Source organism: Pseudomonas chlororaphis (genome assembly GCA_001023535.1).
GTDB classification, from domain to species: Bacteria; Pseudomonadota; Gammaproteobacteria; order Pseudomonadales; family Pseudomonadaceae; genus Aquipseudomonas; species Aquipseudomonas chlororaphis_E.
In genome coordinates this window covers 3,993,560-4,005,216 of record CP011020.1, presented here as the reverse complement: position 1 = coordinate 4,005,216, position 11,657 = coordinate 3,993,560, and the positions used below count along the sequence as shown (strand labels likewise).

At 62.7% G+C, this 11,657-nt stretch carries 14 protein-coding genes, 1 rRNA gene, 1 pseudogene and 1 other annotated feature; of the genes and pseudogenes, 9 read left to right on the top strand and 7 right to left on the bottom strand.

Annotated features, from left to right (window positions below; translation table 11 throughout):
• Positions 1-7: 7 nt before the first annotated feature.
• Entirely contained in the window at positions 8-457 is a 450-nt protein-coding gene (locus tag VM99_17635) for a general secretion pathway protein GspG (protein ID AKJ99799.1), read from the bottom strand.
• A 147-nt stretch (positions 458-604) separates the two neighbouring features.
• On the opposite strand from VM99_17635, the gene VM99_17630 reads away from it, so the two are divergent.
• Positions 605-979: a general secretion pathway protein GspI gene (locus tag VM99_17630; protein ID AKJ99798.1), complete on the top strand. Its 375-nt coding sequence runs from the start codon at positions 605-607 to the stop codon at positions 977-979.
• A gap of 109 nt (positions 980-1,088) precedes the next feature.
• On the opposite strand, the gene VM99_17625 is transcribed toward VM99_17630, so the two are convergent.
• Positions 1,089-1,523: a general secretion pathway protein GspC gene (locus tag VM99_17625; GenBank protein ID AKJ99797.1), complete on the bottom strand. Its 435-nt coding sequence runs from the start codon at positions 1,521-1,523 to the stop codon at positions 1,089-1,091.
• A gap of 116 nt (positions 1,524-1,639) precedes the next feature.
• On the opposite strand from VM99_17625, the gene VM99_17620 reads away from it, so the two are divergent.
• Together VM99_17620 and VM99_17615 are read left to right on the top strand one after the other, a co-directional pair.
• Positions 1,640-2,092, top strand: coding sequence for a general secretion pathway protein GspH (locus tag VM99_17620; GenBank protein AKJ99796.1), 453 nt, complete (start codon positions 1,640-1,642; stop codon positions 2,090-2,092).
• Positions 2,089-2,700, top strand: coding sequence for a general secretion pathway protein GspJ (locus VM99_17615; protein AKJ99795.1), 612 nt, complete (start codon positions 2,089-2,091; stop codon positions 2,698-2,700). The genes VM99_17620 and VM99_17615 overlap by 4 nt, the downstream gene beginning before the upstream one ends.
• 236 nt (positions 2,701-2,936) lie before the next feature.
• Here VM99_17615 and VM99_17610 read toward each other — a convergent pair whose 3' ends face one another.
• Genes VM99_17610 through VM99_17600 form a run of 3 tightly spaced genes read right to left on the bottom strand, consistent with a single transcriptional unit; the run spans position 2,937 to position 5,090 of the window.
• Positions 2,937-3,878 carry an iron dicitrate transport regulator FecR gene (locus VM99_17610; GenBank protein ID AKK01788.1) on the bottom strand — a complete coding sequence of 314 codons (942 nt, stop codon included), beginning with the start codon at positions 3,876-3,878 and terminating at the stop codon, positions 2,937-2,939.
• 37 nt (positions 3,879-3,915) lie between these two features.
• Entirely contained in the window at positions 3,916-4,461 is a 546-nt protein-coding gene (locus tag VM99_17605; GenBank protein AKJ99794.1) for an RNA polymerase subunit sigma-24, read from the bottom strand.
• Positions 4,458-5,090 carry a VreA gene (locus VM99_17600; GenBank protein ID AKK01787.1) on the bottom strand — a complete coding sequence of 211 codons (633 nt, stop codon included), beginning with the start codon at positions 5,088-5,090 and terminating at the stop codon, positions 4,458-4,460. The genes VM99_17605 and VM99_17600 overlap by 4 nt, the downstream gene beginning before the upstream one ends.
• 206 nt (positions 5,091-5,296) lie before the next feature.
• Here VM99_17600 and VM99_17595 point away from each other — a divergent pair, with 206 nt between their 5' ends.
• Complete coding sequence (locus VM99_17595; GenBank protein ID AKJ99793.1) at positions 5,297-5,638, top strand: hypothetical protein; 342 nt, start codon at positions 5,297-5,299, stop codon at positions 5,636-5,638.
• 50 nt (positions 5,639-5,688) lie between these two features.
• Here VM99_17595 and VM99_17590 read toward each other — a convergent pair whose 3' ends face one another.
• The gene (locus VM99_17590; GenBank protein ID AKJ99792.1) at positions 5,689-6,129 is read right to left on the bottom strand and encodes an alkylhydroperoxidase; all 441 of its coding nucleotides are present in this window, start codon (positions 6,127-6,129) and stop codon (positions 5,689-5,691) included.
• Positions 6,130-6,332: 203 nt separating this feature from the next.
• On the opposite strand from VM99_17590, the gene VM99_17585 reads away from it, so the two are divergent.
• The 5 genes and pseudogenes from VM99_17585 to VM99_17565 all read left to right on the top strand — a co-directional run bounded on the left by VM99_17585 (position 6,333) and on the right by VM99_17565 (position 11,120).
• Positions 6,333-7,766, top strand: coding sequence for a DNA-binding protein (locus tag VM99_17585; protein AKJ99791.1), 1,434 nt, complete (start codon positions 6,333-6,335; stop codon positions 7,764-7,766).
• Between the two features lie 123 nt (positions 7,767-7,889).
• Complete coding sequence (locus VM99_17580) at positions 7,890-8,183, top strand: antibiotic biosynthesis monooxygenase (protein AKJ99790.1); 294 nt, start codon at positions 7,890-7,892, stop codon at positions 8,181-8,183.
• 250 nt (positions 8,184-8,433) lie between these two features.
• On the top strand, positions 8,434-8,838 hold the full coding sequence (locus tag VM99_17575; protein ID AKJ99789.1) for a cupin: 405 nt from the start codon (positions 8,434-8,436) through the stop codon (positions 8,836-8,838).
• A gap of 421 nt (positions 8,839-9,259) precedes the next feature.
• A pseudogene (locus VM99_17570) lies at positions 9,260-9,589 on the top strand (transposase).
• 1 nt (position 9,590) lies between these two features.
• Positions 9,591-10,884, top strand: a sequence feature (possible 23S ribosomal RNA but 16S or 23S rRNA prediction is too short).
• 120 nt (positions 10,885-11,004) lie between these two features.
• Positions 11,005-11,120 (top strand): 5S ribosomal RNA (locus VM99_17565).
• Positions 11,121-11,235: 115 nt separating this feature from the next.
• Here the strand turns inward: VM99_17565 and VM99_17560 are convergent.
• Positions 11,236-11,637 (bottom strand): urease-associated protein, encoded by a 402-nt coding sequence (locus VM99_17560; protein AKJ99788.1) that lies wholly within the window; start codon positions 11,635-11,637, stop codon positions 11,236-11,238.
• Between the last annotated feature and the right edge of the window lie 20 nt (positions 11,638-11,657).

Sequence of the window (11,657 nt, the reverse complement as noted above, 5' to 3'; positions counted from 1 at the left end):
ACGGTCCTTAGAGCTGCCAGGAGCCAATGTCGGCATTCACGCCGTCGCCGTCGGGCTGGCCGTCGGCGCCCAGGGAGAACACGTCGACTTCGCCATTGGCGCCGGGGTTGAGGTAGTTGTAGGGACGGCCCCAGGGGTCGTTCGGCAGGCGTTCCAGGTACGAGCGCCAAGTGCCGTTCTTGGCGTCGGCGGGTTTCTCCACCAGCACCTTGAGGCCCTGGTTCATGCTCGGATAGCTGCCGTGGTCCAGGCGATAAAGCTTCAAGGCTTGCATCAGCCCGCCAATGTCCTGTTTCGCCGCCGTCGCCCGGGCCTGGTCGGGACGGTCGAGCACCTTGGGCACCACCATGGCCGCCAGGATGCCAAGGATGACCACCACGACCATGATTTCGATCAGGGTGAAACCCCGCTGCCCGCGTGGGCCTTGGGGACGGGCGTTGTAACGGGCGATCTGCATCTCGACGGTCCTTCGCTGGATTCGATACGAGGCGCAGTGTTGCAAGAAAATATGTCAGTGATATTGAAATTGCTCAGGAGCTTGCGTCGTCAATCGGTCACGAACGCGGGCTAACCTCAAGGGCTGCATTTGCCTTGAGCCCACCCCATGCCCCGCCCCGCCTCGCACGCCGGCTTCACCCTGATCGAAGTGCTGGTGGCCCTGGCGATCATCGCCGTGGCCATGTCGGCCGCGGTGCGTGTGGCGGCGGTGATGACCCAGGGCAATGGCTTGCTGCGCGACAAATCCATCGCCCTGCTGGCCGCCCGCAGCCAACTGGCGCAATTGCAATTGGAAGGCCGGCTGGCACCCGGCCTGAAGGTGTTCGACTGCGATCAGGGGCGCCTGTTACTGCGCTGCGAACAGACCTTGCGCACGGCGCAGGACGGTCGGTTGTTGCGGGTGGAACTGAGCGTGTCGGACCGCAGCCGCGAGGCCCCGCCGCTGGCGCGGCTGGAGACGTTGGTTGTTCGGGAAAACTGAACCACGGATGTCGTGGCGAGGGAGCTTGCTCCCGCTCGGTTGCGCAGCAACCGCAAAACGTTGGGGCCGCTGCGCAGCCCAGCGGGAGCAAGCTCCCTCGCCACAGTGTTCAGCGTGGCCGGGTCAGGACCGGCAAACTCACCGAATCCGGCAACTGCGCCAACGCCAGCCGAGTCTGCTCGCTGCCACGCTCGATCACCACCGCTTGCGCCTCGATCGCCACCAGCCGCACGCCTTGGGCCACCCGCTCGCCCACCAGGAAGCTGCGCGGCGGGCCCTCGTTGAGGCTCAGGATCGCCACAGCGCCATGGGCACCGGCCATCACCCCGCTGACCTTGATCTGCACCGGCGCCGGCTGGTTGGAAAACCATTGCAGCGCCGGGCTATCCGAACGCTCGGCCATGCGTTGCGGGGCGACATCCGGCGTGCGCGACTCGGCAGAGGTCAGCAACAGCGAAGACCAGGTCGCCACCCCAGCCAACGCCGCCAACAACGCCAGCGCCTGGACGAGATGCGCCGGGGATACCCGTTCGATGAACGCCATGGCCTGAATCTCCTTTTTAATTCCGACCCCCAGCGTACCCCGCAAATCTCTCCGTTTTATTTCACACCCTTATCATCTTGCCCGTGCAGGATGGTCCCGACGCAAAGGAGCGCGAGATGGCCCGGGACACGCAACGCGGTTTCACCCTGATCGAATTGATGGTGGTGCTGGTGATCATCGGCATCGCCAGCGCGGCCGTGAGCCTGAGCATCAAGCCGGACCCGCTGAAGGTGCTGCGCCAGGACGCCGAGCGGCTGGTGCAGTTGCTGCAACTGGCCCAGACCGAAGCGCGCACGGATGGGCGGCCGATCACCTGGCGCTGGGACGCCAAGGGTTTCAGCTTCAGTCGCCGCGGCGACCAGGACACCGCGCTGGATCGCTTCAAGGACGATCCCCAGTTGCATCCGCGTCGCTGGCAGAGCCCGTCGATGGACGTTCGCGTGGAGCCTCGGCAGCGGGTGGTGCTGAGTGCCGAGTGGCTCGGCGAGCCGCTGCAGATCCGCCTGTCGGACGGCCAGAACAGCCTGAGCGTGCAACGCAATGCCGCCGGGCGGGTGCAGATCCAATGAACGCTCGGCAAACAGGTTTCACCCTGCTGGAAGTCATGGTGGCGATTCTGCTGATGGCGGTGGTCAGCCTGATCGCCTGGCGCGGGCTGGACAGCGTGACCCGGGCCGACAGCCATTTGCAGGCCAGTACCGAGCAGACCGAGGCCTTGCTGCGGGCGTTGAATCAGTTGGAGCGCGACGTGGCCCTGCGCGCCAGCATCGAGTTGAGCGAGCCGCTCAAGCCCGGCATCGACGACGAACCCTCGACCGCTCCACCCGCCCTCACCGTGCGCAGCACCGACGGCCAGGGCTTTCGCCTGGATGTGATCCGCGTGGCCGCCGCCCGGGACGGCGCGCTGCAACGGGTGCGCTGGTGGCTAAAGGGCAACACGCTCTACCGCGCCCAAGGCCCGGCACGCGACCGCTATCCGCTGCCCGCGCCGGGTGACGGAGTCGCCGTGCTCAATGAAGTCAGTTCGGCCGGACTGCGCTACTGGGACAAGGACAAAGGCTGGCGCAAGCTCAGCGGTAACCGCCAGGAGAACCCATTCGGCATCGAAATCAGCCTGACCCGCGAGACGCCCCAAGGCACTGAACGGTATCGGCAGGTGCTGGGGCCGTTGGAGTAAGGCGAAGTCATTCAATGGCAGCAGGATCAATGCCCCACAGCTGCATCCAGTGCAACCGCAGACGTTAGGTCGGCTGTCAGGCCGCCTTCGCGGGCAAGCCCGCTCCCACAGGGGATTGAGGTTTGGCCGCGAGAGTCATGCCGTCTTCGCGAGCAGGCTCCCACAGTCAATGCTCCACGGCGAACGCTGTGGGAGCGGGCTTGCCCGCGAAGAGGCCCGTCCAGACGCCGCCAGGCTCAACTCAGGACCACCACCCCGCCCGGCAGCTCAGTGCATTTCGCCCCGTAGGCATCGCGGATCAGCAGCGCCACGCCCGCCAGTTGGTCGAGGCGGAACCGCGCCTGGACCTTGCGCAAGCCCAGTTCGCGATTGAGCAGCAGCAACATGCCAGGGCGGTAGCGGTTGATTTCATCGATGACGCTGGCCAGGGTCGCGTCGTTGAACACCAGCACCTGGTCGCGCCAGGCAATGGCCGCCGAAACGTCGGCCTGCTGGGGCGTACCGACCCGGGCGGTGTCGTAGGTCAACTGCATGCCCGGTTCCAGGCGAAAACGCTGGCCCCGCACCTCGACCTGGACGATGCCTTCCAGGCAGGTCGCACAGACCCGCTGATCGGTGTAGCGAACGTTGAAGCGCGCCTTGGCGGCGCTGATCCAGCCGGCGCCGGCCTGGACGCTGACGGCCTGGGTGCTGCGCCCCAGCACTTCAATCTCGCCGCCGAGCAACTCCAGGCCGGCCCCGCCGTCGTTCAGGGCACGGCGGCTGAGGCGCGTCTGGGTGTTCAGTTCAAGGCTGACGCCATCGGCCAGTTCCACCCGGCGCTGCTCACCGACATCGGTCACATAGTCGGCGCCCAGGCCGGACACGCCACCCGGCACCGTCGCCCGGATCAACAGGAAACCGGCCGATGCCGCAATCGCCCCCCCGAGCAAGGCCCGTCGGCCGAAATGCCGCGGCGCCTGCAACGCCGCGACCGCCGGTTGTAAACCGTGCCACAGCGCCTTGGCCTCCTCGAACGCTTGCGCGTGTTCGGGGCTCTGCCCGCACCATTGGCGCAGGGCCCGGGCATCGGCCACGGTGGCGCGCCCCGAGGTGAGCAGGATCAACCAGTCTCGGGCCTCGCCGGCCAACCGGGCCCGGGGCGTGGCGTCAGGGGAAGTGATGCTGAAGATATTCAAGCGCAAACACACTCGCGAATGGGTCGGGTCTCTACTCTCAAGACGGTTTTCCCGCGCCGGGACCGAACCGCTGAATGACTTTTCTTTCCAGACGCAGGGCGCAATGCCCCAGCGCAGCCTTGACTTCCTTTTCCACCATGCGCGTGGAAATGCCGAAACGCTGGGAGATTTCCAGGTGCGGTGCTTCTTCCAGGCGCGCGGCAATGAAGATCCTGCGCCGCCGCGCCGGCAGCTCGTACAAGGCCTTGAGCAGGATCTGCAACTCCTTCTGCCCGCCCACCACCCGGGCCGGGTCCTGCGCTTCATCCGAGACCTGCAGCAACTCCTCGACCTCATCGCCGGTGAGCAGCCGGGCATCGGCCTGGCGGCGGTCGGCCGCGATGTTCAGGGCCATGCGGTACAAATAGGCGTTGGGCTGGGCGATCTCCTGGGTGTCGACCATGCGATCGACCCGCAGGTAGGTTTCATGCAGCACATCATTGGCCAGTTCCTCGGAGCCCAGGCGCCGACGCAGGCGTACCTTGAAATCCTCATACGAGGTGAGGAACAGCTTCACCAATGGGCTGCGGCCGATCTCTTTCATCGCCCGGACACCCCTTCCCCTGCTGTGCATTCCATGCTTCTTCCTGATGAGTCGGGTAACAAGAGCAGGGTCACCGGCTGGCGCAGCGAACTGGGCGCCGGGCGGTCGATCCTGAGGTTTTGCAAGCTGTTGACCAACGCCTTGTCCCGCAGCAGATCACCCGTGGAACTGACCAGGCGACTGTGCTGGACCACCCCGTCACGGCCGATCCAGATCTGCAACACCGCTCGAAAGCTGCCCGGTTGGGTCAACGGCGAGCGACACAGGTTGCGTTGGATCACCGTCTGGATCGCGGCGGCGTAGTTGCTGTCGCTCAGGCCCGGCGTGACACCGGCAGGCAGCGCCACGTCGCGGACCTGCACCGGCTGCAACGTGAACGCGTCCGCCCGGGCGTAATGCGCCGCCAGCCCGGTCCCGCTGAGCAGCACTCTCAACCCGTCGGCGGGTGTGAACCGCCCCTGGACGCCCAGCGTCTGGCGTTGGCTCGACAGCTGATGGTCCACCAGCACCGCCATGCCCGTCGCGCGGCTGAATTGCTCCAGCGCCGTGGTCAGCGCCTGGGGCGCGATGTCCAGGTCCACCAGGCTCGCCGCCTGGACAGGCCCGGTCAACAGGCACCACGACACCACCAGCCAGCCCAAGGGCGCCCAGGTCAAACCACGTCTGCCCCCGCCCCCGGCTTTGCCCTGCTGCACGACTGACGTATCCGTTGAAAACCGTCATCCTGAGGGGTGTTTATGAATGTCGTATGACATCTGATACAAATCCCCCGCAGCGCACTAGACTGATGCCCTGACAACGCACCGTCCCCCTGGGACGGGCCAGGAGGTCGGTGATGAAACAGTGGATGCGCATGACAGCGGGCCTCGGTCTGCTGCTGGCCCTGCCCTGGGCCCAGGCGGAAGAGGCGCCGGCGTGTATCGAGGTGACGGTCGGCGGCTACAAGACCCCGGACTACAACTGCCTGAGCCGGCAGATGGGCAATGACCCGCAAGCGGCGGCTACCGCGCAACGGGCCCGGGAAGCGCTGGACGTACCCGTCAACGAACGCGCGCCGAACAGCCTCGGCCTGGTCACCCCGGCAGCCACCGGGGTGCGTATGGGCAATGCGTTTGGCAACTCGGTGAAACCGCAGCGCCCCCCTGCTGCGCCGAACAACTCACCGTTGCCCAAGTGACGATGCTGCCCTCGCCACTGGATGGCATCCAGACATGAGTTGGCAGGTCATCAACCGCCCGGACGCTGGCGAAAACTCACCGCCAGGCGGTTCCAGCTGCTGATGGTGCTGATCGCCAGGGTCAGGTCTACCAACTCTTCCTCGCTGAAGCAGCCGCGGGCCAGGGCGTAGACGTCGTCCGGCACCTGGCTTCGGACCAGCCGCGTGACCGCTTCGGTCCAGGCCAGGGCGGCGTGTTCGCGGGGAGTGAAGAAACCGCTGTCACGCCATACCGCTACGGCATACAGACGCCGCTCGGTTTCGCCCAGGCGGCGCGCCTCCACCGAATGCATGTCGGTGCAGAAGGCGCAGCCGTTGATTTGCGAGGCGCGGATCTTGACCAGGTGCAGCAGCGCCGGCTCGATACTCAGGCGACTGGTCATGGCTTCCAGGCCGATCATGGCTTTCATTGCCCCCGGGGAGGCACTGTAGTAATCCAGACGCGGGCTCATGGCGGGCTCCGTGGCGATTGAAGCTTTCACGGTAGGCCCTGGGGGCGTTCGGCGACAGGTCCAATTCGTCGAAAAATCCGGGACCAGCACGCAGCAGGCCAATCGGCGGGATTTTCTCCACGCAACTTCAAAGCCGCGGCACAATGCGGGTAATCTTGCGCCTTTGACGCTGGCCGCCAGCAATCGCCCAGGAGCCTGCGGGTATGGAACTTCATGTTGTCATCAACGGCCGCAAGGACCTGGCGGGCCAGCTGTATCAACAACTGCGCAGCGCCATCGAAGGCGGTCGTCTGGCCGCCGGCACGCAGTTGCCGCCCAGCCGCCTGCTGGCCGAGCAACTGGGCATTTCCCGCAAGACCGTTTCCGACACCTACGCGCAGCTGACCTACGAAAACTTCCTCACCGGCATCATCGGCAAGGGCACCTACGTCAATGCGCGACCGGCCCGGATCGTGCGCAAGCAAAGCCACCGCGAGCTGGCCGGCGCCGAGGTGGTCGAGACCTGGCGCACCATGCCGGACCTGATGCGCCATCCGACCCTGGAAGGCGCCCTGCGCTACGACTTCATCGGCGGCGCCACCGGCAAGGGCCAGTTCCCCCTGGACGACTGGCGCCGCTGCACCGCCCATGCACTGCGCCAGATCGCCAGCGCCAAGGGTTTCTATAGCCAGCCCGAAGGCCTGCCGGCGCTGCGCAACGCCATTGCCCGGCACATCGCGTTTTCTCGCGGGGTCAATTGCCAGGACGATGACGTGGTGGTGTGCAACGGCGCGCAGCAGGCCCTGGACCTGATCTCGCGAGTGTTGACCCGCCCCGGCAGCCTGGTGGCCATGGAAGATCCGGGCTATCCGCCGGCACGCTTGCTGTTCGGTTCCCAGGGCGCGACGGTGACCGGGGTGCCGGTCGACGAGCAAGGCATGCGCGTGGACCTGATTCCTGACGGCACACGGCTGATCTATGTCACGCCGTCCCATCAGTTTCCCCTGGGGATGCCCATGAGCCAGGCCCGCCGCGAAGCCTTGCTGGCCCGGGCCTACGAACTGGGGGCAATCATCATCGAAGACGATTACGACAGCGAGTTCCGCTACGAAGGCCGGCCCGCCGATTCGCTGCAGAGCATGGACGAGCGCGGGATCGTGGCGTATGTCGGCACGTTCTCCAAGACGTTGCTGCCCGAACTTCGCCTTGGCTACGCCATCCTGCCGCCGGCGATCCTCGAAGCGGTGATCCTGGCCAAGCGCCTCACCGACCAGCACACCTCCACCCTGCCGCAATGGGCACTGGCCAAGTTCATCGCCGAGGGTTGCTTGCTCAAGCACATCCGCCGCTGCCACACGCTGTACGCCGGTCGACGCGAGCGCCTGCTGGCGCGCATGGCCGGGGATCTGTCGCCGTGGTTCGACGCCGTGCCCACCACGGCCGGCTTCCACATGGCGGTGTTGTGCAAGGTGCCGATCGACCTGGCGCTGGTGATCGAACTGGCGAAAAAAGCCGAGATCGGGCTGTACAGCCTCGAAGGCTTCTTCAATGAAACGCCGGTACGACCGGGCCTGTTCTTTGGCTTTGGCGCCATCGAGACCCTGGACATCGACATCGCCCTGGACCGTCTGCGCGACATCTTGCAGCAAGTCGCCTGAGCCATTGGACTGGGGATTTATCGGCCCATTGGCTGTTTGAGCATGGACCCGACGGGCTTATCCTGCACGGGTGTCATCAAGGGTTGAGTAACATCCGTCCGACTTGATTCAGGAGCCCGAACAATGTCTCGCCACGTGATCAATACCGTAGAAGTGCAGGCCGCCGCCGGGCGTTCGGAGGAACTGGGCCGGCAGTTGCAGCAGATCGTCGAAACCCTGCGGGCTCTGCCGGGCTGCGATGCCTACCTGGTCGACCGTTGCCCGGAAGACGGCGACCGTTGGAGCGTCAGCGGCCGCTGGCAGTCGGAAGCGGCCATGCAGGCCCACTTCAACTGTCCCGAGGTACAGGGCTTCATCAGCCTGATCGACAACCGCCTGGCGCGCAGCGTGGACTTCAACAGCTTTCCGATCGTCTGATGCCGCGTCGTGCACACAAACCCGTGGCGAGGGAGCTTGCTCCCGCTGGGTTGCGCAGCAGCCCCTTTTATGAGCGCTTCGCACTCAAGCGGGAGCAAGCTCCCTCGCCACAGGTTCGGGGCTCGCCAATTGCGTATGGGTAGATCTCGATTGGTCTACCCACCTTCCGAAAGATTGGACGTTTGTTTGCCAGGACATGGGGCTTAGGGTGGGTTCATCGAGAACCACTCAACCAAAAGGTCCTACCGCCATGAAAGCCCTCTACCTGATCGCCGCCCTCAGCTTGCTGCCCGTTACCCCAGTGCTCGCCCACGACGCGGCCCCTTCGGAAAAGGTCAATGTGTTGCAGGAAAAAGCGCTGAAAAACCTGCCCGGCAAAAAAGCCATGATGCTGACCGTGGACTACGCCCCGGGCCAATCCTCCATCGCCCATAAACATGAGGGCACGGCGATGGCCTATGTACTCGAAGGCGCCATCACCTCCCAGGTCAAAGGTGAGCCGGCGATCACTTACAAGGCAGGCGAATTCTGGTATGAAGCCGCAGGCTCCGAGCACCTGGTGTCGAAGAATGCCAGCACCACCGAACCGGCGAAGCTGCTGGTGTTCATGGTGTTGGGCGAGAAAGAAGCAGTGTTGATTCCCCTGAAGAACTGACACGGGCTTGCTCGCAAGTGCAGTGGATCAGCTGATGAAGAGGTTGACTGGCCCACCGCCTTCGCGGGCAAGCCCGCTCCCACAGTGTTATTGGGTGGGCTCAAGATGTGTGCCCGCCCCAGATTCTCTTGTGGGAGCGAGCTTGCTCGCGAATGCAGTGGGTCAGCTGATGAAGAAGTTGACTGACCCACCGCCTTCGCGGGCAAGCCCGCTTGTGTCTGAGTAAGGGAATAAACTCTGGGGTGAGAGGGGTAGATGGCAAGCTGTGAGTCCGCGGTGCTTGAAGCACGAGTGGGAGCAAAGCTGCCATCTACCTTTCTACTCTGGCCCATAAGCCCGAACAGTTGGACGAGCGGCACTCGAATCACAAGCGTGGGCAAAGCCAGAGCACTCTCATTTCTGAGTGTAAGAGGGTTTTGCCATGATTTCCTGGGTCGGTATCGATATATCCAAATCAAATCTCGTCGTTTGGGTTCGACCACAGAACCAAGGCTACGAGGTCCCCAATACGCCTGAGGGTTTTGCACAGCTGGTCGAACAGCTAAGCCCGTACACGATTGGCCGGGTGTTACTGGAAGCCACGGGCGGCTATGAACGAAAGGTTATGGCAGCACTGCAGGAGGCAGGTTTCAATGTGCTCAGGATCAACCCTCGCCGGGCTAGAGCCTTCGCCGTAGCAATGGGCAAGAATGCCAAGACCGACCCCATCGATGCGGCTGTTCTTGCCGATTTTGCCGAAGCTCTGCATGCGTCTCGTAGAGAATACCAAGGCGCTTGAGAGAACTCGGGTGAAGGAACTAGGCAAAATGGCACCGTAACTTCGGGAGAAGGTGCGCCGGTGAGGGTGAAGCACTTGCTGCGTAAGCCCACGCCGGTCGAAGATACCAGGCCGCTGCGACTGTTTATTAAAAACACAGCACTCTGCAAACACGAAAGTGGACGTATAGGGTGTGACGCCTGCCCGGTGCCGGAAGGTTAATTGATGGGGTTAGCTAACGCGAAGCTCTTGATCGAAGCCCCGGTAAACGGCGGCCGTAACTATAACGGTCCTAAGGTAGCGAAATTCCTTGTCGGGTAAGTTCCGACCTGCACGAATGGCGTAACGATGGCGGCGCTGTCTCCACCCGAGACTCAGTGAAATTGAAATCGCTGTGAAGATGCAGTGTATCCGCGGCTAGACGGAAAGACCCCGTGAACCTTTACTATAGCTTTGCACTGGACTTTGAATTTGCTTGTGTAGGATAGGTGGGAGGCTTTGAAGCGTGGACGCCAGTCTGCGTGGAGCCATCCTTGAAATACCACCCTGGCAACTTTGAGGTTCTAACTCAGGTCCGTTATCCGGATCGAGGACAGTGTATGGTGGGTAGTTTGACTGGGGCGGTCTCCTCCTAAAGAGTAACGGAGGAGTACGAAGGTGCGCTCAGACCGGTCGGAAATCGGTCGTAGAGTATAAAGGCAAAAGCGCGCTTGACTGCGAGACAGACACGTCGAGCAGGTACGAAAGTAGGTCTTAGTGATCCGGTGGTTCTGTATGGAAGGGCCATCGCTCAACGGATAAAAGGTACTCCGGGGATAACAGGCTGATACCGCCCAAGAGTTCATATCGACGGCGGTGTTTGGCACCTCGATGTCGGCTCATCACATCCTGGGGCTGAAGCCGGTCCCAAGGGTATGGCTGTTCGCCATTTAAAGTGGTACGCGAGCTGGGTTTAGAACGTCGTGAGACAGTTCGGTCCCTATCTGCCGTGGACGTTTGAGATTTGAGAGGGGCTGCTCCTAGTACGAGAGGACCGGAGTGGACGAACCTCTGGTGTTCCGGTTGTCACGCCAGTGGCATTGCCGGGTAGCTATGTTCGGAAAAGATAACCGCTGAAAGCATCTAAGCGGGAAACTTGCCTCAAGATGAGATCTCACTGGAGCCTTGAGCTCCCTGAAGGGCCGTCGAAGACTACGACGTTGATAGGCAGGGTGTGTAAGCGCTGTGAGGCGTTGAGCTAACCTGTACTAATTGCCCGTGAGGCTTGACCATATAACACCCAAGCAATTTGCGCTTAGAAAGCCAGATTGCGGTGTGGTGAAGACGAAACGAACCGAAAGTTTGCGGCTCACACCTGATCACATACCCGATTTGCTGGAACGCTGAAAAGCGCGCTGGCTCAAGAATTTCTTGACGACCATAGAGCATTGGAACCACCTGATCCCATCCCGAACTCAGCAGTGAAACGATGCATCGCCGATGGTAGTGTGGGGTTTCCCCATGTGAGAGTAGGTCATCGTCAAGATTAAATTCCGAAACCCCAATTGCGAAAGCAGTTGGGGTTTTGTTTTTGCGCTGAAAAAAGTCAGCCCCAAAAAAGGATGACCTAGAAGAGGCCATCCTTTTTGTTGGCAGGGCGCTTAAGCCTCGGGCACTGGACAGCTCAAGTCGCCTTCCTTGCAGTTGAGGTAGGCCTTGAATGCTTCAACCCGTGTCTTGGTCTGCGTGGTCATGCAGGTACTGTAGATCAGTGGATAAACGCTGCCGCCTTCGACCCCGGAGGTGGAGAAGTCGCATTCGGCGTCACGGAAAGCGATCCAGGCGCGCTGTGCCTTGACCAGCATCTGCTTGGCCTCGGGATTGTCCTTCAGGCGTCCCGTGATCTGCTTGTAAAGGTCATTCAGCTCTTTGTCGGCCGCCTTGTACTCTTGGGCCGAGCATTGGTTCATATCGCCTTGAGTCATGGCATTGGCGCAGTCGTCGGCTTGGGCAGGGCTGATGAATAGCAGAGGTGTCAGGGCCAGAAGCAGGCGTGGGGACATACCGGGTCTCTCCTTGAGGG

Coding starts and splice junctions, on each gene's coding strand:
- VM99_17635 (AKJ99799.1), bottom strand. CDS start 457: ATGCAGATCGCCCGTTACAACGCCCGTCCCCAAGGCCCACGCGGGCAG.
- VM99_17605 (AKJ99794.1), bottom strand. CDS start 4,461: ATGAAAGAGATCGGCCGCAGCCCATTGGTGAAGCTGTTCCTCACCTCG.
- VM99_17585 (AKJ99791.1), top strand. CDS start 6,333: ATGGAACTTCATGTTGTCATCAACGGCCGCAAGGACCTGGCGGGCCAG.
- VM99_17630 (AKJ99798.1), top strand. CDS start 605: ATGCCCCGCCCCGCCTCGCACGCCGGCTTCACCCTGATCGAAGTGCTG.
- VM99_17595 (AKJ99793.1), top strand. CDS start 5,297: ATGAAACAGTGGATGCGCATGACAGCGGGCCTCGGTCTGCTGCTGGCC.
- VM99_17615 (AKJ99795.1), top strand. CDS start 2,089: ATGAACGCTCGGCAAACAGGTTTCACCCTGCTGGAAGTCATGGTGGCG.
- VM99_17590 (AKJ99792.1), bottom strand. CDS start 6,129: ATGAGCCCGCGTCTGGATTACTACAGTGCCTCCCCGGGGGCAATGAAA.
- VM99_17625 (AKJ99797.1), bottom strand. CDS start 1,523: ATGGCGTTCATCGAACGGGTATCCCCGGCGCATCTCGTCCAGGCGCTG.
- VM99_17560 (AKJ99788.1), bottom strand. CDS start 11,637: ATGTCCCCACGCCTGCTTCTGGCCCTGACACCTCTGCTATTCATCAGC.
- VM99_17575 (AKJ99789.1), top strand. CDS start 8,434: ATGAAAGCCCTCTACCTGATCGCCGCCCTCAGCTTGCTGCCCGTTACC.
- VM99_17580 (AKJ99790.1), top strand. CDS start 7,890: ATGTCTCGCCACGTGATCAATACCGTAGAAGTGCAGGCCGCCGCCGGG.
- VM99_17620 (AKJ99796.1), top strand. CDS start 1,640: ATGGCCCGGGACACGCAACGCGGTTTCACCCTGATCGAATTGATGGTG.